Origin of the sequence: Agromyces litoreus (genome assembly GCF_040496015.1) — a bacterium.
In the GTDB taxonomy this organism is placed as follows: Bacteria; Actinomycetota; Actinomycetes; order Actinomycetales; family Microbacteriaceae; genus Agromyces; species Agromyces litoreus.
Genome location: NZ_JBEPKA010000015.1, coordinates 75,126 through 95,948 on the forward strand (window position 1 = coordinate 75,126; position 20,823 = coordinate 95,948).

A 20,823-nucleotide genomic window follows, 5' to 3' on the forward strand; every position below is an offset into this window, starting at 1 on the left:
CGCTGAGAGGCGGACCTCCATGGCCAGCGCGCCCACCCGCGACGACAAGTTCTCCTTCGGCCTCTGGACGGTCGGCTACAACGGCACCGACCCGTTCGGCGGGCCGACCCGCCATCCGCTCGATGTCGTGCACGTGGTCGAGAAGCTGAGCGAGCTCGGTGCCTACGGCCTCACCTTCCACGACGACGACCTCTTCGCGTTCGGCTCCTCCGACGCCGAGCGCCAGGCGCAGGTCGATCGCCTGAAGGGCGCGCTCGCCGACACCGGCCTCGTCGTGCCCATGGTCACCACCAACCTCTTCTCGCAGCCGGTCTTCAAGGACGGCGGGTTCACCTCGAACGACCGCCAGGTGCGCCGCTTCGCGCTCCGCAAGGTGCTGCGCAACCTCGACCTCGCCGCCGAGCTCGGTGCGACGACCTTCGTCATGTGGGGCGGGCGCGAGGGCGCCGAGTACGACGCCGCCAAGGACATCCGCAACGCCCTCGAGCGCTACCGCGAGGCGGTGAACCTCCTCGGCCAGTACGTCACCGACCGGGGCTACGACCTCCGGTTCGCGATCGAGCCCAAGCCGAACGAGCCGCGCGGCGACATCCTGCTGCCGACGGTCGGCCATGCGCTGGCCTTCATCGACTCGCTCGAGCGCCCCGAGCTCGTCGGCCTCAACCCGGAGGTCGGGCACGAGCAGATGGCCGGCCTGAACTTCGCCGCCGGGATCGCCCAGGCGCTGTACCACGACAAGCTCTTCCACATCGACCTGAACGGCCAGCGCGGCATCAAGTACGACCAGGACCTCGTGTTCGGCCACGGCGACCTCCACAACGCATTCGCGCTCGTCGACCTGCTCGAGTTCGGCGGACCGAGCGGCGGCCCGGCGTACACCGGCCCCCGCCACTTCGACTACAAGCCGAGCCGCACCGAGGACGAGACCGGCGTCTGGGACTCCGCCGCCGCCAACATGCGCACCTACCTGCTCCTCAAGGAGCGCGCCGCGGCGTTCCGCGCCGACCCCGAGGTGCAGGAGGCACTGGAGGCCGCGCGCGTGCCGGAGCTGGCCGTGCCCACGCTCGCCGAGGGCGAGACCTACGACGACCTCATCGCAGACCGCGCCGCCTTCGAGGAGTTCGACACGTCGCCCTACCTCGGCGGCAGGGGCTTCGGCTTCGTCCGGCTGCAACAGCTCGCCACCGAGCACCTGCTCGGCGCCCGCGGCTGACCGATGTCGCTCGTCGCCGGCGTCGACTCGTCGACCCAGTCGTGCAAGGTCGTGATCCGGGATGCCGCGACCGGGGGCCTCGTGCGCTCCGGCCGCGCCGCGCACCCCGACGGCACCGAGGTCGATCCCGCCGCCTGGTGGGGCGCACTGCTCACCGCGTTCGCGGACGCGGGCGGCTTCGACGGCGTCGAGGCGATCTCGATCGCGGGACAGCAGCACGGCATGGTCGTGCTCGACGCCGAGGGCCGGGTCATCCGGGACGCCCTGCTCTGGAACGACACGCGCTCCGCCCAGGCGGCACGCGACCTCATCGACGAGGTCGGCGCCGAGGCGTACGCCGAGCGGACCGGCGTCGTGCCCGTCGCCTCGTTCACGGCGACGAAGCTCCGATGGCTGCGCGACGCAGAGCCGGCGAACGCGGACCGCGTGGCCGCGGTCGCGCTCCCGCACGACTGGCTCACCTGGCGCCTGCGGGGCTACGGTCCCGCCGGCGAATCGCCGCTCGGCCCGGTGCTCGACGAGCTCACGACCGACCGGTCCGACGCGAGCGGCACCGCGTACTGGGGGCCCGGGGGCTACGACCGCGACCTCCTCGTCGACGCGCTCGGGCGCGACGCGCTCCTGCCCCGGGTGCTCGGTCCGGGGGACGCCGCCGGACGGACGCCCGACGGCATCCTCGTCGGTCCCGGCGCCGGCGACAACGCGGCAGCCGCCCTCGGGCTCGACGCGTCGCCCGGCGACGTCGTCGTCTCGATCGGCACGAGCGGCACCGTCTTCGCCGTGACGGACGCCCCGGTCGCAGACGCGTCGGGCACGGTCGCCGGCTTCGCCGATGCGACCGGCCGCTTCCTCCCGCTCGTCGCGACGCTGAACGCCGCGCGGGTGCTCGACGCGACCGCCGGGCTGCTCGGCGTCGACCACGCCGAACTCGGCCGCCTGGCGCTCGAGGCCGAGCCCGGCGCCTCCGGAGCCGTGCTCGTGCCGTACTTCGAGGGCGAGCGCACGCCGAACCTGCCCGAGGCCACCGCCTCGTTCTCGGGACTGACGCTCGCGAACACGACACGGCCGTCGATCGCCCGAGCGGCCGTCGAGGGAATGCTCTGCGGGCTCGCCGACGGCCTCGACGCGGTTCGCGGCCAGGGCGTCGAGGCGCGGCGGATCCTGCTCATCGGCGGTGCCGCGCAGAACCCGGCCGTCCGGCTCGCGGCCGCGCAGGTGTTCGACGTGCCGGTCGTCGTGCCGTCGCCGGGCGAGTACGTGGCCGACGGCGCGGCCCGGCAGGCCGCGTGGGTGCTCGGCGGCGAGCGCCCGACGTGGCCCGTGGACGCGGGCGACCCGCTGCCGGTCGACCTCCGCCCGGAGATCCGCCGCCGGTATGCGACGGCACGTCGTGACGCCGCGGCATCCTGAGACTCGCCGCCTTCGAGGGACCCCGGACTCGGCCCGGACGCGACCATGGCGCGTAGCATGGCCGAAGGACGTCGCCGTCCGACGGCGCCCTTCGACGAGGCAAGGGGATCGATGAAGATGTCGGAATCCGATCGGAACCGCGGAATTGAGCCCGACGACGTGGAGGGCGAGTACACGGAAACGGAAGAGGAGCCGGCGCCGCTGCGGACGGTCGAGGGCGAGTACACCCGCACCGAGGGGCACGAGGAGCCGGAGGTGCTCACGGGGTACACGTCGACCGAGGGCCACCCGGACGTGCACCCGGCGTCGGAGGAGCACGGCGACTACACGCGCGAGGACGAGCGGCCGAAGCCGCACCCCGGCCTGCACAAGGGCTGAGCACCGGAGGCCGGTTCAGGCGCCGGCGGTCAGCTCCGTCGGAGCGGGAACGCGGCGCAGCCAGTCGAGGGCATTCGCCAGCAGCGCGAGGTGGCCCGGCGAATCGTAGGAACGCAGGTCGTGGCCGAGCGCGTCGTAGACCAGGCGCGACGGCCCGATCTCGCGCGCCCAGACGAGCGGATGGCGGATGCCGGCCTCCTCGTGCTCCGCGATCGGTTCGATCACCTCGTGCAGCTGCAGCGAGCAGTAGCGCTCGTCGACGACGGTGAAGTCCTCGAGCCCCTCGCGGATCGCGTGGTTGCCGACGAGGTGCACGCGCGCCTCGCCGATGGGCGGATGCCATGAGCGATCCCACTCCCACCGCCCGCCGATCGCGAGGTCGAAGGCGGCGGAGTCCCGCAGGCTCGACGCCGCCGAGTGCACCGCGAGGATGCCGATGCCCCGATCGAGCGCCGCGGCGAGCGCCCGGTCGTCGAACGGCGGCGCCTCGGCATCCCCGGGCAGCGGCCCGCCGTCCGCACTCGACCGGTCGGGGTCGCCCGCGTCGACCACGATGAGCGACACGTCATCGCCGAGCGTCGCGATCGCGGCGTCGACGTCGTCGCGCACCGCCACGTCGAAGCCCGCCCCGGCGACGAGCTCGGCGAGCCGTGCGCTCGTCTCGGCGAACGGATGCCACGGATCGGCGTACCGCCCGGCACCGCTCAGGACCATCGCGCGCATCGGAACCTCCTCGCTCGGCTGCATCGTACGGCGACCGCGCGAGGACCACCATGGCCCGCGTCCGCGCCGCGGGCGGCGTACGGTGTATCGGTGACCCGCACCGCCTGCGCCCGACCGCACCCCGCGCGCGACCCGTCGTCGCCGGCCCGCGCCACCGCGCCCTGGCGGAGTCGGCGGGGAACCGAGTGAGCGTCACGACCTACCTCGCCGCGGCGACCCCGCCCCGCCTGGCCGTGGGCGGGATCACGATCGCGATCCCGGTGCTCGCGGTCGAGCAGCACGTCGGCGTCGCGGTGGGCGGGCTGCTCGCGTCCGCCGCGCTCGGGCCGAGCATCGTGGCGGCCCCGATCGCGGGGGCCATGCTCGACCGCAGTCGCCGGCCGGGCGCGCTCATCTCGGTCGCGGGGCTCGTCATCGCCGCCGCGTACGCCTTCGCCGCGTTCCTCGGTCCCGTCCCCGCGTGGGCGGTCGCGATCGCCCTCGTCGTGGCGGGCACCGTCACGCCCTTCGTGTTCGGCGGCATGTCGAGCTTCGTCACCGAGTCGATCCCCGAGGAGCGGCGGGCGTACACGATCGACGCCCTCGCGTACAACCTCGGCGCGGTCGCAGGCCCCGCCGCGGTCGCCGCGGCCTCGGCCCTCGGGTCCGCGAGGATCGCGACGCTCGCCATGGCCGCGGCCGCGCTCGTCGGCTCGCTCGGCACCGTCCCGCTCCGGCTGCATCCCGAGGGCGCGCCGGACGGCCGCGACCGTCCATCGTTCCTCGGCACCATCGTCGCGGGCTTCCGGCACATCGCGACGCACCGGCCGCTCGCGGTGATCACCGCGAGCGGGACCCTCAGCCAGTTCGGCTCCGGCGGCCTCGCGATCGCGGCGGTCGCGCTCTCGGTCGCACGCACCGGCGACGCCGGCGAGGGCGCGGTCATCGTCACCGCGTTCGCCGTCGGCGGGCTCCTCGGCGCGCTCTGGAACTCGCGTCGACCGCCGCGCCGCTCGCCCGAGTGGGTCATGGGCTGGGGCTTCGCCGCGACCGGCCTGTGCACGGTCGTGGCCGCGTTCGACCTCGGCCCGGCGTGGGCGATCGCCGCGGTGGGCGCGTCCGGCCTCTTCACCGCGCCGAGCGCCGCCGCGATGCTCCTGATCCGCAAGCAGCAGAGCCCGCCGCCGCTGCGGTCGCAGGTGTTCACGGTGGGCGCGGGCCTGCGTGCCGCGGCGGCCGCGGCGGGCGCCGCCGTCGCGGGACTCGCGGCGGGACTCGGCGCCGAGGTGCTCATCGTCGCGATCGGCGTGGTCTGGGTCGCCTCGGGGGCACTGCTGCTGGCCTATCCGGCCGGCGCACCCGCGATCGACGGCAGCGCCGACTGAGCGCCGGGCGGCCGCGTCGTCCGACGAGCGCTACTGCGGGATGTTGGTGAAGACGACGTCCTCGTACTGGAACGACGGTGCCGTCTGCAACGTGAGCGAGTCGGGGTCCTGGACCGAGTACGCCTCCTGCCACGTGATCGACTCGCCCGGCAGGACGGCCGTCGTCGGCGGGATGCCGACCTGGCCGCCCGGCGCCCCGACATCGAAGATTCGCGAGGACTCGACCCCGTCGGAGCTCACGCGGGTGAGCACGATCGGCTGCACGTTCTCGGCGGAACCGTTGACGATCGTGATCGTGAACACGACGTTCTGCGCCTGGTCGTCGCCCGCCGCCAGGTCGGACGGCGCGAAGGGCTCGGGCGGCGACACCGTCATCGAGACGTCGTTGCTCCAGACCATCGTCTCGCCGAACGAGAGCACCTCGCCGGTGCCGGTGCCGTCGGACCCGTCCTCCGGGCCCTCGCTCGCCCCGTCGCTCTCGAGCGGGGCCTCGGACTGCGTGACCTGGTCGTCGAACTCGTCGAGCACGCCCGAATCGACCACCTGACTGAAGACCCCGAGCGCGACGACCGCGAACACGATTGCGCCGATGATCGCGCCCACGACCGAGACCACGAGCCCCGTGATCGCGGGCCACTTGCGTCCCTTCATGAAGACGGCGATGAGGGAGAGGACGAACCCGATCGGCAGCAGCACGAAGCCGATGACCTGCACGAACGGGATGAGCGCGAGCACAAACCCGACCGCGGCGACCACGAGCCCGATGATGCCGAGCACGTTGGTCGACGGGGGTTCCCCGGACCCGCCGGGCGGGTACCCGGCCGGCGCTGCACCGGTCCCGGTCGGGCCGCCGGTGGGCATCCCGGCGAAGGGGGTCGTGTCGGCGTACGGCGACCCGGCCGCCGCGGACTGCTCGCCGCCGAGCGCGGCGGTGTCGTAGGGCCGCGTCGCTCCGTCCGCGGCCACGGGCTCGAGCGGTGCCGTGTGCTCGGTCCACTGCCGGCCGTCCCAGTAGCGCTGCTGGCCCTGCCCGTCGTCGTACCACCCCGGAGGCGCGCTCGTCGGATCGCTCATGGTCGCGATGATCGCAAAGCGCCCCCGTGGCGATCGGGCACAAAGGCCCGGGAGCTCGGATGCCGGGGGCACCGTCTCGGGGGCATGGGAGCGCTCTCCCCCAACGGCAGCGCGGGAGTTACTGAAGCGTTACCAAGATTTGTTGGGGCCGCATCGGAAACGGAGGAACATGAAGCTGTCACCGCCGACGACGACGGTGACCCCTGAGGGGACGACCTCACCTTGTGAAGGGGAGACACATGAGAACCACATCCCTGGTCTCCGCCGCCGCAGTCGCCGGTGTCTCGGCGCTGCTGCTGGCGGCCTGTTCGAGCGGCGATTCGGGCGGCGGCGGGTCGGACGGGGGCGACGGCGACGTCGCCGCGGCGCGCGCCTGCGTCATCCTGCCCGACGCCGCGTCATCGCCACGCTGGGAGAACTTCGACCGGAAGTACCTCGAGGAGGGACTTGCCGAGGCTGGCTTCGAGACCGACATCCAGAACGCCCAGGGCGACACCAACCAGTACGCGACGATCGCCGACCAGCAGCTCAGCAAGGGCTGCGGCGTGATGCTGCTGGTGGACTACAACGGCGCCGGTGCCGCCGTCGCCGAGAAGGCCCAGGGCGAGGGCATCCCGGTCATCGCCTACGACCGCCCGATCGAGGGCGCCGACTACTACGTGTCGTTCGACAACTTCGAGGTCGGCAAGCTCGAGGGCCAGTCGATCCTCGACGGGCTCGAGGCCGCGGGCACGGACCCGGCCGAGGCCGTGGTCGTCTACATGGGCGGCGACCCCGCCGACGGCAACGCGAAGATGTTCCACGACGGTGCCGTCGAGGTCATGGAGGCCGCGGGCATCACCCCGGCCGCCGAGCCGCCGGGCGTGTGGGACGGCGACCAGTCCGCGACCAACTTCGAGCAGGCGCTCACGTCGCTCGGCGGCGAGGTCGACGCGGTGTGGGTGGCCAACGACACCAACGCCGCCGGCGTCATCACGATCCTCGACAAGAACAACCTCGTCGTGCCGGTGTCCGGCCAGGACGCCTCGATCGCGGGCCTGCAGAACGTGCTGCTCGGCAAGCAGACCGCCACGGTCTACAAGCCGGTCGCACTCGAGGCCGAGGCCGCGGTCGACCTCGCGGTCGCGCTGCTGAGCGGTGAGACCCCGACGGCCGACCAGGAGCTCGAGGACGGCACGCCGTACATCGCGGTCACGCCGCAGCTCGTCGGGCCCGAAGAGGTCGTCGACGTGGTCGACGCCGGCGACGCCGACGCGGCCGAGCTCTGCCAGGGCGAGGTCGAGGCCAAGTGCGCCGAGTACGGCATCCAGTAGTGAACATCCGCGGCGCGCGATAGCGCCGCCGCACCCGGGTCCCGGATCGCCGTGGTCGACAGGCCGCGGCGATCCGGGACCGAATCCCCTCCCCCTGCACTCCCGAACCCTGCCACGCTGGGAGTCGACAACGACGTCGGAAGGATGCACATGGATGCGCCACTCATCGAGCTGAACGGGGTGCTGAAGAGCTTCGGCCCCGTCAGCGTGCTCAAGGGGGTCGACCTCAAGGTCTACCCCGGCAAGGTCACGGCACTGGTCGGCGACAACGGCGCGGGCAAGTCCACGCTGATCAAGGGTCTCGCCGGCGTGCAGCCCTACGACGGCGGCGTCGTGAAGTTCGACGGCAAGCCCGTCGCCCTGCACTCGCCGCGCGAGGCCGCGCACCTGGGCATCGAGGTCGTCTACCAGGACCTCGCCCTGTGCGACAACCTCGACATCGTCCAGAACATGTTCCTCGGCCGCGAGGAGACCGGGTTCGGCACCTTCGACGAGGGCCGCATGGAGAAGGAGGCATCGGACACGCTCCGGTCCCTCTCCGTGCGCACCGTGAAGTCGGTGCGCCAGAAGGTCTCCAGCCTCTCCGGCGGCCAGCGGCAGACGGTCGCGATCGCCCGCGCGGTGCTGAAGAACGCGCGGTGCGTGATCCTCGACGAGCCGACCGCTGCGCTCGGCGTCGCCCAGACCGAGCAGGTGCTGCACCTGGTCAGCCGGCTCGCGGAGCAGGGCGTCGGGGTCATCCTGATCAGCCACAACCTCGCCGACGTCTTCGAGGTGGCCGACCACATCAACGTGCTCTACCTCGGCCAGATGGTCGCCTCGCTCGAGGCGAGCGAGACCTCGCGCGACGACGTCGTCGGGTACATCACGGGGACCAAGGTCCAGCAGGGGGCGGAGTCATGAGCTCGCGGAACACCAGCACCAGCGGGCCCGCGCCCGACACCAGCGTCAACGACGTGAACACCCTGATCGGCAGCGGTCAGGAGGGCACGATCAGCGAGCAGGTCCAGGCCTACTTCCAGAAGCTCCGGCACGGCGACATGGGCGCCCTGCCCGCGATCGCCGGGCTCGTGGTGCTGACGATCCTGTTCAGCTTCCTCAGCCCGTTCTTCCTCACGGAGCGCAACTTCGCCAACCTGCTGACGCAGGCGGCCACGCTCGTCATGCTCGGCATGGCACTCGTCTTCGTCCTGCTGCTCGGCGAGATCGACCTCTCGGCCGGCGTCACGAGCGGCATGACCATGGCGCTGTTCATCGTCCTGGTGAACGTGCACGCCGTCCCGTGGCTGCTCGCGCTGGCGATCGCCTTCGCCGCCGGCATCCTGACCGGTACGTTCATCGGGTTCTTCGTGGCGAGGGTCGGGATCCCATCCTTCGTCGTCACATTGGGCCTGTTCCTGGGCTACCAGGGACTGACGCTGACGATCATCGGCGCCGGCGGGCTGTACCGCGTGCAGATCCCCGAGATCCGCGACATCCAGAACTCGAACATGCCCGTGTGGGCCGGATGGGCGATGCTCGCCGTGATCCTCCTGATCTCCGCGGGCACGTCGTTCTGGGACCGCGCCCGGCGCAACCGGGCCGGGGTGCCGAACCGCACGATCTCCCTGGTCTGGATCAAGCTCGCCGTGATCGCCGTCGTCGGCGGCGCCGCCGTCGCCGTGCTCAACCAGAACCGCGGCCAGTCGGTCGGCGTCGTCGAGGGCGTGCCGATCGTCGTGCCGATCGTGCTCCTCATCCTGTGGCTCGGCACCTTCGTGCTCGACCGCACGAAGTTCGGACGCTACCTGTACGCGATCGGCGGCAACGCCGAGGCGGCCAGGCGGTCCGGCGTCAAGGTCATGCTGATCCGCTGGAGCGCGTTCATCGTCTGCTCGACCCTCGCGGTCGTCTCGGGCCTGTTCTCGATCTCCAAGGTCGGCTCGGTGGATGCCGCCGCGGGACGCGAGATCGTGCTCTCCGGCGTCGCCGCGGCCGTCGTCGGCGGTGTCAGCCTGTTCGGCGGGCGCGGCCGGCTGATGCACGCGGCGATCGGTGCGCTGGTCATCGCCGTGATCACCAACGGCCTCGGCCTGCTGAACCTGCCCGCGGGCGTGAACCTGATGGTCACGGGCGGCGTGCTGATCCTCGCGGCCACGGTCGACGCGGTGTCCCGCGTGCGCTCGGGCGGCTCGTTGATGCGGACCTGACCGCCTCACCCCGACGAGCGGGGCGGATGTCGCGATGCGGCATCCGCCCCGCTTCCGCGTGCGGACGACCGGCCGTGCCGTCGCCCCTCCTCCGAGGGCGGCTCGATAGGCTGGAACGATGTCGTTCGAACCCCGCTCACTGCCGGTCGATGCCGCCGCCCACGCCGCACTCGCGGCGCAGGGACTCGACTACCGCCTCGTCGATCCGACGGACACGGACATGCTCGACCGATGGATCGACGCCGACGCGCGCGGATTCCACCACGCGCGCCCGCGCGACGTGACCCGCGACTACGAGCGCCGGGTCATGGGCGATCGTCGTCTGCACGGCGTCTACGACGCGAGCATCCCCGAACCGGGGGTTCCCGTGGCGACCGTGTCGAGCTGGCCCTCGGGTCTCAGCGTCCCCGGTGGCCGCAGCGTCGACGGCTGGGCCGTGAGCTCGGTGACCGTCTCCCCCACGCACCGCCGCCGCGGCATCGCCCGGGCGATGATGGAGGGCGAGCTCGCGACCGCGAAGCAGGCCGGCGCGGCGATCGCCATGCTGACCGCGACCGAGGCGACGATCTACGGACGGTACGGCTACGCCCCGGCCGCTCGCGCGGTCACGATCGAGGTCGACCGCCGGCGCGCGAAGTGGATCGGTCCGGACGCCCCGGGCCGCGTGCACTTCGTCGACCCGGCCTCCCTCCGCGAGACGGCGGTCGCGATCTCGCGTCGCTCGGTGGCACGCACGCCGGGTGAGATCGACCGGTGGCCCGCCCTGTTCGACCGGATGCTCGGCCTCATCGAGCCCGATTCCGACGCGTCGCGCGCGCTGCGCGCCATCCGCTACGACGACGAGCACGGCCAGCCGCAGGGCTTCGCCACGTTCCGCGTGGGCCGCGAGCCGAACGAGCCGGGTTGGGTCGAGTTCGACGCGTTCGCCGCCGCCACGGAGGACGCGGAGCGGGCGCTCTGGCGCATGCTCGTGGAGCAGGACTTCGTCGACGGCATCCGCGGGCTGCTGCGCTCGGCGGACGAGCCCATCGAGTGGTTGCTCGACGACCCGCGCGCCGTGACCGTGACGAACGTCATCGACCACCTGTGGGTGCGCATCCTGGACGCCGCGGCCGCCCTCGGCGCGCGACGCTACGGGGCCGCCGGCGAGCTCGTGCTGGAGATCACGGACCCGCTCGGGTACGCGGCGGGCCGCTACACGCTGCTCACGTCGGCGGACGGGCGCGCGGTCGTGCACGGCCCCCGTACGGACGGCGAGCGGGGCAGCGACGCCGCGCCGAAGCGCGAGCGCAACCGGTCCCGGGCCTCGAGCGCCGAGTCCTCGGGATCGCGAGCCGCATCGCGGGCCGCGGAGCCGCGGTCGCTGCGCCTCGACGTGCGCGACCTCGGCTCGATCTACCTCGGCGCCGTGCGCCCGTCGGTGCTCGCGCGCGCCGGGCGGATCACGCCGTCGTCGAAGGGCGCGATCGAGCTGGCGGACCGGATGTTCGCCTCGTCGCCCGTGCCGCACCTGAGCATGTGGTTCTGACCCGGCTGCGCTGATCGCCATCGCCATCCTGGCGCGGCGAGCCGACGTCAGGTCGCGTCCTGCCTCGGGAACAGGACCTTCTCGACCACGATGATGAGCGAGGCGGCGACTGGGATGGCGACGAGCGCGCCGAGCACCCCGCCGAGCGTGCCGCCGGCCACCGCGGCGATCACCACGAGTGCGCCCGGCACGGCCACGGCCCGGCTCATGATCCTCGGGCTCAGCACGTAGGCCTCGAGCTGCATGTAGACGAGGTAGTAGATCGCGGCGGTCAGGCCGGTCGCGGGCGAAGCCGCCAGGCACACGAGGGAGATGATGATCGACCCGGTGAGCGTGCCGACCAGCGGCACGAGTGACGCGAGGAACGCGATGAACGCGAGCAGGATGGGCGCGGGCGCGCCGATGATCGTCAGGAACACGAGGCTGAGCACGCCGTTGACCGAGGCGAGGCTGAGCTGGCCGATGACGTAGCGGCCGACCGATCCCGTGATCTCCTGCGACACCTCGACGAACCCGTTGCGCGAGGACGCGGGGACGAAGCGCGCCGCGTACCGCTTCATCGAGGCCAGCGAGGCGAGGAAGTACAGGGTGAGGATCAGCACGATCACGGCCCCGGTGACCCCGCCGGCGATGCCGACGCCGACGGCGAGCAGCCCCCCGGTGAGGGTGCCGATGTTCTCGGGGTCGGAGAGCCAGTCGCCGATCGAGGAGACCGAGTCCTGGAGCCACGTGCCGCTGCCGGTGAGCGAGCTGATCCACGCGACGAGGGAGCTCTCCTCGACGTCCGAGACCACTTGGTCCCAGTTCTCGACGAGTTCGGTGATCTGGTTCACCACGAGCGGGACGATGGTCGCGATCAGGCCGACGAAGACGCCGATCACCAGCACGAACACGACGAGGATCGCGACCCAGCGCGGCATCCCGCGACGCTGCAGCAGGCTCACGAGCGGGTCGAGTCCGAGGGCGAGGAACAGCGCGAGCGCGATGTAGAGGATGACGGTGCTGAGCTGCCCGACCACGCCGCCCAGGAAGACGGCGAGCAGCACGCCGAGCGCGCCGAGGAAGCCGATCCGGAAGGCGCGGATGCGGATCTCCGGCGCCGTCGGGTCATGGTCGGCCGTGACCTCGGCCTGCACCTCGGGCTCGGGCTGCTCGACGGCGTCCGCCACGCGTCTCCACATGATGCGACGCTACGCCGGGGGCATCGGACGGGCGGGGCGGCGCGCCGCCGCCCCGTCGGACCTCACAGGGCGCCGACCGAGGCCGCGATGCCGACGACGATCGCGATGCCGACCCCGAGTGCGCCCAGCACGATGCCGGTGATGCCGGTCGTCCGCGCGCGCGCGTCGGACCCCTTCGCGACGGCCGCCTTCGCCCAGGTCGGCACGCGCCCCTTCCGGACGTTCGTCTCGACGATCATCATCCTGATGAGGTCGCGCATCGTGCTGGAGACGTCGTGCGCGTTGGGTCGCAGCGCCGGGTCGTCGGCCGTCATGGCGGCGAGGATGGAGCGCCACTCGGGCTCGAGGTCCTCGGGCACCTCCGGCGCGCGGTGCAGTCGCGCGAGCGCCGCCTCGATCGGCGTGCCGGTGTACTCGCGGTCGCCCTTCAGCGCCTCGAGGAGCACGAGGCCGAGCGAGTAGATGTCGGTCGCCGGAGTGACCTCCGCACCCCGCGCCTGCTCGGGCGAGATGTACGCGGCCGTGCCCATGATCGTGCCGTCGCCCGTGAGCCGGGTGCCGCCGACGAACTGCGCGACGCCGAAGTCGGCGAGGCGGGTCATGAGCGTGTAGCCGAACGTCGGCACGTCGTTCACGAGGATGTTCTCGGGCTTGATGTCGCGGTGGATGACCCCGCGCTCGTGCACGTAGCTGAGCACGTCGGCGACCTGCGCGCCGATGTCGGCCACCTGGCGCGGCTTGACCGGCCCCTCGACGATGCGGTGGGCGAGCGAGCGACCCTCGACCAGTTCCATGACGAGGTAGCGGCGTTCGACGCCCGCGTGGACGAGGACTCCAGCGTCGTGGACGGGGACGAGACCGATGTGGGTCAGCCCGCTGAGCAGGGTGATCTCGCGCTCGCGGCGCTGGCGGTCGGCCGGGGTCTCGTCGGTCTCGCGGAACAGCTTGACGGCCACGTGGCGCCCGAGCTCGTGGTCGCGTGCCCGGTAGACGTCGGCCATGCCGCCGGATCCGATGTGCTCGAGGAACTCGTAGCGCGGCGCCGGCTCGGGCGTGCCGCCGAACGTCGCAGGCGTACCCGAGACCGCGTCGCCGACGACCGGCGAGGAGGGCGGAAGCGGCGTGGGCGTCGGCGACGGCACAACGGGCATCGCGCGTGCGTCGGCGCGCAGCGTCGGATCGGTTCGGATCGCCGGATCGGCGCGCAGCGTCGGGTCGGTGCGCACGCCGACGCCGGTCACGCCGACGCCATCGCGGGGGCCCGGGTCCGCCTGGGGGGACGACCCGTTCATGTGCGCCTCTTCCCTCGGCCCCACGGGCCGCGTTCGTTCTTCAGGATTTTCGCTAGTTTATCTAACTAGCTTCTCTGCAGAAAGATTCTCATGAGAAGTATCAGCGACGAGAAACCCTACGGCAATTCCGTTCGGCCGGGGTTGACAAGCGACCGCGATTGGGCGTGCCCGCGGTCCGCGCGGTGCTAGGCGTTGGACGCGGACCGCGCCTCTCCGATCGGGGTCACCGATGCGCCCGATGCGTCGGCGTGAGCCTCCTCCGACACGCGCTCCACAGCTCCGCGCATGTCCTCCAGGAAGTGGAGCACCGCGACGGCCTCCTCGGGCTCCAGCTCCTCGGCCACCTCGATCATGCGGCGATGCATCTCCCCGAGCGTGGCGCGCACCTCGTCGTCGGTCGCGATGGTGGGAAGGATGACGAGTGCGCGCCGATCTGTGGGGTGGGGTTGCCGTTCGACGTGACCGCTGCGGACGAGCCGGTCGATGAGCACCGTGGTGGAGGCGGACGAGATCCCGAGGTGGGCGGAGAGGTCCTTCGGACTCACAGCGACGCCCTCCCGCTCGCGCTTGAGCAGGTAGCGGATCGCGAGCAGGTCGGTCTCACCCATCCGCATCGCCGATCGCGTGCGCCGCCGCATCGCCGCCTCGGCTGCGCGGTAATCGCGCAGCGCATTCAGGACCGCAACCCCCCGGCGGGTGCGATCGGCGGAATACCAGTACCCCGAAGATCGCTCGTCAGACATCCCCGTAATCCTACACGCTCTGATTACTAGACGCTCTAACGACCGTGGTGTTCCCCCTGCGAGGTCCTCGGCCGATCGACGTCAGAACGATCGCACGTACTCCCACGGAAGCCGGTCCATCACGAGGCGGTGGAGCGGGCCCGCGGGCCCGGGCCGGCCGAGGTCGTCGGACGGGCGTGCCGACTCATCGGCCGCGAACTGGGCATCCTCCTGCCAGTACAGCGCCGAACGGTCGGCCGCGAAGCGTCCGACGTAGGCCCTGGGCTCCTCCGCGCCGAGCTCCTGGAGCGCCTCGTCGACCGTGCGGAGGCCGCGCAGTTCGTGCAGCGTCACCCACGTGGGCGGGAAGAGCCGCATCGCCCCGACCGCGTGCCGCTCGAGCGCCTCACCCGGTGCGAGCCAGGCCAGCTCGATGAGCTCGTCGGGCGCGGGCCGCGCCTCTCCCTCGGGCGCCCGGCCGGCGAAGAAGCGCGTGCGCATGCGCTTGGGCACGCCGCGCGGCGGGCTCCAGACGGCGAACTCGACGAGCTCGTCCGGTGCCACCTCGAGTCCGACCTCCTCGCGCGTCTCGCGGACGGCGGCGCGCCGCGCTGCGGCGCTCGAGCCGATCGGATCGCTCCCGGCATCCTCGTCGTCCACGGCGCCCCCGGGGAAGACCCACGCGCCCGCGAAGGAGCCGCGGTCGTGCGGTCGCTCGCCGAGCAGCACCTCCGGCCCGGACTCTCCCTCGCGCAGCAGCACGACGGTCGCCGCCGATCCGACGGACGGTTCGGGGCTCGGGTCGACCGCGGCGTCCATGTCCTCCAGCCTACGCCGTGGCTACACTTCGGAGACATGGCCGAGATCGCCGACGCCCCCGCCCTGCCCGACGGCGTGACGCTCGTGCGGGCGCCGAACCCCGGGCCCATGACGCTCGACGGCACGAACTCGTGGATCCTCCGCGGCGCGGGCGCCGCCGGCTCGGTCGTGGTCGATCCCGGCCCCGACGATGCCGCCCACCTCGCCCGCCTCGCCGAGGGCGGCGTCGAGCTCGTGCTCGTGACCCACCGCCACCCGGATCACACCGACGGCGTCGATGCCTTCGCCGACCTCACGAACGCACCCGTGCGGGCGATCGACGCCGCATGGTGCCGGGACGCCGAGCCGCTCGCCGACGGCGAGATGCTCGACGCCGGCGCGATGCGGCTCGAGGTGCTGGCCACGCCCGGGCACACCGCCGACTCCCTCTGCGTGGTGATCCGGGACGACGAGGACGACGCCGTCGCGGTGCTCACCGGCGACACCGTGCTCGGTCGGGGCACCTCGATCATCGCCCACCCCGACGGCGCGCTCGGCCCGTACCTCGATTCACTGCATCGCCTGCTCGCGATCGGCGCGGGGGCGCCCGACTCGACGCGAGCGGTCACCGTGCTCCCCGGGCACGGCCCCGTGCTGCCGGACCTCGCCGCGATCTGCGACGCCTACCTGGCCCACCGGGCGCAGCGCCTCGACCAGGTCCGTGGGGCGCTCGCCCGGCTCGGGGCGGATGCGAGCCCCGAGGCCGTGACCGACGCGGTCTACGCGGACGTCGACCCGGGCGTGCGGATGGCGGCCGAGGCGTCGGTCCGGGCGCAGCTCGAGTACCTTCGCGGCGCCTGACAGGATCCGTCGCTCCGCTCAGACCGGGCCGTCGATGCGCGAGGCCGGCTCGAGGGCCGCGCCGGTGTCGTCGACGTACTGCTGGTGCAGGCGGACCGGCTCCGTCGCCGCCGCCGCGGCCGCACGACGACGGCGGCGCGCGGCGGCACTCAGGTTCAGGACCTCGACGAAGATCGCGAAGGCCATCGGCACGTAGATGAGGGCCTTGTCGATCTTCACGCCGAAGCCGTCGGCCACGAGGAACACGCCGATGAGCAGCAGGAACGACAGGGCGAGCATCTTCACGGTGGGGTGGCGGTTGACGAACGCGAAGATGTAGCGCGCGGCGAAGAGCATGATCCCGAAGGAGAGCACGACGACCGTGATGATCACGATCATGTTCTCGGTCATCCCGACCGCGGTGATCACGGAGTCGAGGGAGAACACGATGTCGAGCGCGAGGATCTGCGCGATCACGGCGCCGAACGTGGCCGTTCCCGCACCGGTGGTGTGCTCCTCCTCGCCCTCGAGCTTGGCGTGGATCTCGGCGACCGCCTTGTAGACGAGGAACGTGCCGCCCGCGATGAGGATGAGGTCGCGCCCGGAGAAGCCCATGCCCCACAGCGTGAACAGGTCCGCCTTGAGCGTGATGATCCACCCCGCCGCGAACACGAGGCCCACCCGCATGAACATCGCGAGGGTGAGGCCCAGGTTGCGCGCCCTGGCCTGCTGCTCCACGGGCAGCTTCGCGGCGAGGATCGAGATGAAGATGACGTTGTCGACGCCGAGCACCACCTCGAGCACGAACAGGGTCAGGAACACGGCGAGCAGGTCCGGCGTGAACTCGAGCGAGAAATCCATGCGCGTCATTCTCGCCCATCCTCCGCCGACATGCCGCGCGGAGCATGTTCACCGGCGTTCGGGCTCCCCCATCGAGATCGGCGGGATGGCGACGCCGAGGGGCTGCCGGATCCAGACCTCCCCGGAGCTCCGGTGCTCCGCGCGCGTGCTGAACCGGTACAGCTCGGTGCGCGCCCGGACCGCGGTCGGCCGCTCGCCGTCGAACGGGTCGCGTGCGAGCAGCTTCAGCGTCGCGGGGTCGGCCTCGAGCAGCCGCTCGAGCAGCCGCAGGAACCAGTCCTCCTCGATGCGCCCGAGGGGCAGGAACCACATCAGCCAGTCGAGCCGCAGGTGGTACGGCGCGAACTGACGCGGGATCCGCCGCGGGTCCCCTGGCTTGCCCTTGAATCCGTAGGCGCGCCACCGGGCGCCCGGGCGGAGCGGATCGTCGGAGGTGCCCTCGACGATCACCTCGACGCGCTGCCGTGTGACGCTGCCGAACGCGCCGTAGGCGTTCGCGAGCAGGTAGCGGTCGAACGAGGCGTTCATGAGCTGCCGCCGCGAGAACAGGTTCCGCAGCGGCCGGCGCCCGAGCCAGGCGAGGAGCACGGTGACGAGCAGCACGAGCGCGACCCACCACGGCGGGCTCGTGGCGTCCGGGGGCGCCCCGATCGCCTCGATCGGCAGCCACGGGAGGAGCCATCCGAGCACGCCGTCCCCGACCGCGCCGAAGGCGAGCACGATCGTGATCCAGTTCAGCCACGCGAAGTTGCCCGTGACCACCAGCCAGAGCTGGGTGCCGATGATCACGGCCGCGGCGATCGAACGGACGGGCTGCGGCGCGAACAGCAGGAACGGCACCACGAGCTGCGCGGTGTGGTTGCCCACCACCTCGAGTCGGTGGAACCACTTCGGCAGCAGGTGCGCCTGACGGCTGAGGGGCCCGGGCATCGGCTGCGTCTCGTGGTGGTAGTACAGCGCGGTGAGGTCGCGCCACGCCCGGTCCCCGCGGAGCTTGATCATCCCCGCGCCGAACTCCAGGCGGAAGACCAGCCACCAGGTCAGCGCGAGGATCGGCAGCGGCGGCGGGACCGAGCGCGAGCCGAGGAACGCGACGAGGAACCCGGCCTCGCAGAGCAGCATCTCCCAGCCGAAGCCGTAGAACGTCTGCCCGACGGACACGATCGAGAGGTAGAGCCCCCACATCGCGAGGAACGCGACCAGCGGCACCCACGGCGGCCCGAGCTGCGGCAGTCCCGCCACGACGGATGCCGCGAGCAGGATGCCCACGGCGCAGACCGCGACGAGCCGGGCATCCGTGTACCCCCACCGGCGGAAGATCGTCGGTCCGAGGTAGCCGAGCCGCCGGGTCCGGCCGAACCGGGGCGGCCGCCCGCCCTCCCGCACGATGCGCTCTCGCCGGCGACGCTCGGCGTCGTCGACGGCGCGCAGGAGGTCTGGAACGGGGAGCAGGCCGTGCTCGCCGAGGAGCGGCCGGAACTGGTTGAGCGTCGAGACGAAGGCGAGGAGGAAGATCGCGGCGATTCCGCGTTGGAGCACCTCGCGCGCGACCGTGGCATCGCGTGCGTCGAACCAGGTGAACCAGTCGCTCCAGTCCACGCGCCCACGCTAGCGCCTGCGGCCGGAGCCGGGCCGGGCCGAACGGCCCTGGCGGGGCCCGCCGCTCAACCCGGCGCGTTGTCGGGCGAGGTCGACTCGACCATGTCCTCCTCGACGGCGTTGTCGGCCTCGGGCTCGTCCGGCTCCGGTCGGGACCCGTCCCGATCGTCGTCGTCGTCGGTGAGGCTGCTCACGTAGTCCGCGAGGCCGGCGGTGTTGATCATCCCCGTGAGGTTCGGGGTCTGCGGGTTGAGGTCGCCCGCGGGACCGAGTCGGTCCTGGTCCTCCCACGGGTTCAAGGGGTCGGCGCGCATCGCTCCTGCTCCTCCCGGTGCACTGCGGGGCCCGCGGTCGCGGACCGCGCTCCATGGCTCCCACGTTCCTCCCCGGTCCGGTGCAAGTCAACGGGGTGGGGCGGCGTGGCACGTTCCGGTACGCGAACGCCCCGGAGCACCGGCTCCGGGGCGTTCGCCTGCGGCGTGGTCGGGGTCAGGCGACGAGCGCGACGCCGGCGTTCCAGCCGACCTTCTCCTGGACGGCGAGGGTCAGCTGCAGGAAGCCGATCGCCTCGAGCTCGCGCGCACGCGAGAGTGCGCCGGCGTCGACCGCCGAGAGCCCGCCGGACCGGATGACGTCGATGAGCGACTGCTTCGCGAGCTCGTCGTCGCCGGCGACCAGGACGGTCGTGGGCTGCGCGCCGCCGACGGTCTTCGCGGACAGGGTCGCGGCGAAGTTCGTGTTGAACGCCTTGACCACGCGCGACTGCGGGAGGGCGTCGGCGATGACGGACGCGGCCGAGCCGTCTGCGGGGACGACGAGCGAGTCGAACGTCTCGAAGTCCAGGGGGTTGCTGATGTCGACGACCACCTTGCCGGCGAGCTCCTCGCGGCGTGCCTCGACGATCCCGGCGACCTCGGGGTACGGCACCGCGAGCACGACCAGGTCGCCCGTGATGGGCTGCGCCGTGTCGCGACCCACGAACTCGACGGTGTTGCCCCCGGCCGCCACGATGCCGCCGATGGCGGTGCCCATGTTGCCGTTCCCGATGATGCTGACGGTCGTCATGATGTCCTCTCCGCGCCATCCGACGCGATTACTTGATGCGACAACCAAAACGATAGCCGCAATCAGTTGTCGTGTCAACTGAATGTGGGAGAATGACGGCATGAGCGATGACACGCGCTGGCTCGACACCGAGGAATCGGCCGCCTGGGTGCGACTGGTGGCCCTCACCGAACTCCTGCCCGGCGTGCTCGACCAGCAGCTGCTCGGCGACGTGCAGCTGACCCACTTCGAGTACGCCGCACTGATGGCCCTGGCTGCGGCCCCCGATCGCACCATGCGGATGACGGCGCTGGCCTCCCGCACCAACTCCACCCTGCCCCGCCTCTCCCACGTCGCGCGCCGCCTCGAGGAGCGCGGCCTGATCGAACGCGTCCCGTGCCCCGAGGACCGCCGAGCGACGAACGCGACGATCACCCGGGCCGGCCTGGAGCTCATCGACACCGCCGCGCCCGGACACGTCGAGACCGTTCGGCAGTACGTGCTCGATGCGCTCACGCCCGAGCAGCTCCGCCAGCTCTACGAGATCGCCGGCGCCGTGCTCTCCCGGCTCGACCCGGACGAGCGCCTGACGGCGACCGCCTGCCAGTTCAGCGAGGGCCCCGCGCTCGCGCGCGCCGGCTGAGGCAGCGGACGGGCCCGCGCCCCCGACCGGCCGGCCGACGCGACCGGGCGCGACGTGACCCCATTCGGAGGGTCACGGCCCGAGCGCCGCGTGGCTAGCATGAGCGCAGCCGTGACCCGAGCGGCAATTCCGCCGCGCCGGATCACCCCTGCTCCAGGAGGTCAGGATGAACGTGGTTCGCTCGCTCGGAACACTCGCCGCCGTGGCTGCGGCACTCATGCTCGGGCTGGGGGCGACGACGCTGAGCGCAGCCGGGGACGACCCCGAGACCCTGCGATTGCATCTCGGCAGCGATGGCACCCGATTCGTGTACAGCAACTCCGGTTCGCCCGTCACCCAGACGATCACGGCAGCGAAGAACTGCCGCATCACGGTGAACGGTCCGCTGGCCGCGATCAGCGGCAGCGATCAGGGACCGGGAATGAAGGACGGCTCGATCGGCATCAAGTCGGGCGGCTCCACCGGCGTGCCCTGCTCAAGGGTCGACTCCACTGAGGACCTGACCGTGAGCCTCGTGGGCGTGCCTGACGCCGTCCAGGCCTCCCTCGACCTCGAGTTCAAGGGCGGCGTCCGGGTCGATATCGCCGTGTGGAACGGCGGTGCGGTGGTGGAGACGTTCCAGGTGCGCGCCGGCAGCGGGATCGTGGCCGG

Annotated in this window: 21 protein-coding genes; 11 read left to right on the forward strand and 10 right to left on the reverse strand. The window is 72.1% G+C overall.

What is annotated here, in order from left to right; all coding sequences use genetic code 11:
- Positions 1-19: 19 nt before the first annotated feature.
- From xylA to ABME01_RS12210, 3 genes are all read left to right on the forward strand, one after another.
- Entirely contained in the window at positions 20-1,213 is a 1,194-nt protein-coding gene (gene xylA / locus ABME01_RS12200) for a xylose isomerase (RefSeq protein WP_353828688.1), read from the forward strand.
- A gap of 3 nt (positions 1,214-1,216) precedes the next feature.
- On the forward strand, positions 1,217-2,623 hold the full coding sequence (locus ABME01_RS12205) for a xylulokinase (protein ID WP_353828689.1): 1,407 nt from the start codon (positions 1,217-1,219) through the stop codon (positions 2,621-2,623).
- 117 nt (positions 2,624-2,740) lie between these two features.
- The gene (locus tag ABME01_RS12210; RefSeq protein ID WP_353828690.1) at positions 2,741-3,001 is read left to right on the forward strand and encodes a hypothetical protein; all 261 of its coding nucleotides are present in this window, start codon (positions 2,741-2,743) and stop codon (positions 2,999-3,001) included.
- A 15-nt stretch (positions 3,002-3,016) separates the two neighbouring features.
- Here the strand turns inward: ABME01_RS12210 and ABME01_RS12215 are convergent, their stop codons facing one another.
- Positions 3,017-3,724, reverse strand: a complete 708-nt coding sequence (locus ABME01_RS12215) for a ThuA domain-containing protein (RefSeq protein ID WP_353828691.1) — start codon at positions 3,722-3,724, stop codon at positions 3,017-3,019.
- A gap of 185 nt (positions 3,725-3,909) precedes the next feature.
- On the opposite strand from ABME01_RS12215, the gene ABME01_RS12220 reads away from it, so the two are divergent.
- Positions 3,910-5,088, forward strand: coding sequence for an MFS transporter (locus tag ABME01_RS12220; protein WP_353828692.1), 1,179 nt, complete (start codon positions 3,910-3,912; stop codon positions 5,086-5,088).
- A 30-nt stretch (positions 5,089-5,118) separates the two neighbouring features.
- On the opposite strand, the gene ABME01_RS12225 is transcribed toward ABME01_RS12220, so the two are convergent.
- A complete protein-coding gene (locus ABME01_RS12225; RefSeq protein ID WP_353828693.1) occupies positions 5,119-6,162 on the reverse strand; it encodes a DUF2510 domain-containing protein in 1,044 nt (347 codons plus the stop codon).
- A 239-nt stretch (positions 6,163-6,401) separates the two neighbouring features.
- On the opposite strand from ABME01_RS12225, the gene ABME01_RS12230 reads away from it, so the two are divergent.
- The 4 genes from ABME01_RS12230 to ABME01_RS12245 all read left to right on the forward strand — a co-directional run bounded on the left by ABME01_RS12230 (position 6,402) and on the right by ABME01_RS12245 (position 11,192).
- Positions 6,402-7,475 (forward strand): sugar ABC transporter substrate-binding protein, encoded by a 1,074-nt coding sequence (locus ABME01_RS12230; protein ID WP_353828694.1) that lies wholly within the window; start codon positions 6,402-6,404, stop codon positions 7,473-7,475.
- A 150-nt stretch (positions 7,476-7,625) separates the two neighbouring features.
- Positions 7,626-8,378 (forward strand): ATP-binding cassette domain-containing protein, encoded by a 753-nt coding sequence (locus ABME01_RS12235; protein ID WP_353828695.1) that lies wholly within the window; start codon positions 7,626-7,628, stop codon positions 8,376-8,378.
- A complete protein-coding gene (locus ABME01_RS12240) occupies positions 8,375-9,664 on the forward strand; it encodes a sugar ABC transporter permease (RefSeq protein ID WP_353828696.1) in 1,290 nt (429 codons plus the stop codon). The genes ABME01_RS12235 and ABME01_RS12240 overlap by 4 nt, the downstream gene beginning before the upstream one ends.
- 118 nt (positions 9,665-9,782) lie before the next feature.
- On the forward strand, positions 9,783-11,192 hold the full coding sequence (locus tag ABME01_RS12245; RefSeq protein WP_353828697.1) for a GNAT family N-acetyltransferase: 1,410 nt from the start codon (positions 9,783-9,785) through the stop codon (positions 11,190-11,192).
- A 47-nt stretch (positions 11,193-11,239) separates the two neighbouring features.
- Here the strand turns inward: ABME01_RS12245 and ABME01_RS12250 are convergent, their stop codons facing one another.
- From ABME01_RS12250 to ABME01_RS12265, 4 genes are all read right to left on the reverse strand, one after another.
- Complete coding sequence (locus ABME01_RS12250; protein ID WP_353828698.1) at positions 11,240-12,373, reverse strand: AI-2E family transporter; 1,134 nt, start codon at positions 12,371-12,373, stop codon at positions 11,240-11,242.
- Positions 12,374-12,435: 62 nt separating this feature from the next.
- Positions 12,436-13,665 carry a serine/threonine-protein kinase gene (locus tag ABME01_RS12255; RefSeq protein ID WP_353828699.1) on the reverse strand — a complete coding sequence of 410 codons (1,230 nt, stop codon included), beginning with the start codon at positions 13,663-13,665 and terminating at the stop codon, positions 12,436-12,438.
- A gap of 185 nt (positions 13,666-13,850) precedes the next feature.
- Complete coding sequence (locus ABME01_RS12260; protein ID WP_353828700.1) at positions 13,851-14,408, reverse strand: MarR family transcriptional regulator; 558 nt, start codon at positions 14,406-14,408, stop codon at positions 13,851-13,853.
- 81 nt (positions 14,409-14,489) lie between these two features.
- Positions 14,490-15,206: an NUDIX hydrolase gene (locus ABME01_RS12265; protein ID WP_353828701.1), complete on the reverse strand. Its 717-nt coding sequence runs from the start codon at positions 15,204-15,206 to the stop codon at positions 14,490-14,492.
- 36 nt (positions 15,207-15,242) lie between these two features.
- Between ABME01_RS12265 and ABME01_RS12270 the strand changes: the two genes are divergently transcribed.
- Positions 15,243-16,046 (forward strand): MBL fold metallo-hydrolase, encoded by an 804-nt coding sequence (locus ABME01_RS12270; protein WP_353828702.1) that lies wholly within the window; start codon positions 15,243-15,245, stop codon positions 16,044-16,046.
- Between the two features lie 18 nt (positions 16,047-16,064).
- Here the strand turns inward: ABME01_RS12270 and ABME01_RS12275 are convergent, their stop codons facing one another.
- From ABME01_RS12275 to ABME01_RS12290, 4 genes are all read right to left on the reverse strand, one after another.
- Entirely contained in the window at positions 16,065-16,895 is an 831-nt protein-coding gene (locus ABME01_RS12275; protein ID WP_353828703.1) for a TerC family protein, read from the reverse strand.
- A gap of 39 nt (positions 16,896-16,934) precedes the next feature.
- Positions 16,935-18,485 carry a lipase maturation factor family protein gene (locus ABME01_RS12280; RefSeq protein WP_353828704.1) on the reverse strand — a complete coding sequence of 517 codons (1,551 nt, stop codon included), beginning with the start codon at positions 18,483-18,485 and terminating at the stop codon, positions 16,935-16,937.
- A 65-nt stretch (positions 18,486-18,550) separates the two neighbouring features.
- Complete coding sequence (locus ABME01_RS12285; RefSeq protein ID WP_353828705.1) at positions 18,551-18,799, reverse strand: hypothetical protein; 249 nt, start codon at positions 18,797-18,799, stop codon at positions 18,551-18,553.
- Between the two features lie 175 nt (positions 18,800-18,974).
- On the reverse strand, positions 18,975-19,550 hold the full coding sequence (locus tag ABME01_RS12290; protein ID WP_353828706.1) for an NADPH-dependent F420 reductase: 576 nt from the start codon (positions 19,548-19,550) through the stop codon (positions 18,975-18,977).
- Positions 19,551-19,650: 100 nt separating this feature from the next.
- Between ABME01_RS12290 and ABME01_RS12295 the strand changes: the two genes are divergently transcribed.
- Together ABME01_RS12295 and ABME01_RS12300 are read left to right on the forward strand one after the other, a co-directional pair.
- Positions 19,651-20,172, forward strand: a complete 522-nt coding sequence (locus ABME01_RS12295) for a MarR family winged helix-turn-helix transcriptional regulator (RefSeq protein ID WP_353828707.1) — start codon at positions 19,651-19,653, stop codon at positions 20,170-20,172.
- A gap of 202 nt (positions 20,173-20,374) precedes the next feature.
- Positions 20,375-20,823: hypothetical protein (locus tag ABME01_RS12300; RefSeq protein ID WP_353828708.1), on the forward strand; the 449-nt coding region annotated here is incomplete at its 3' end.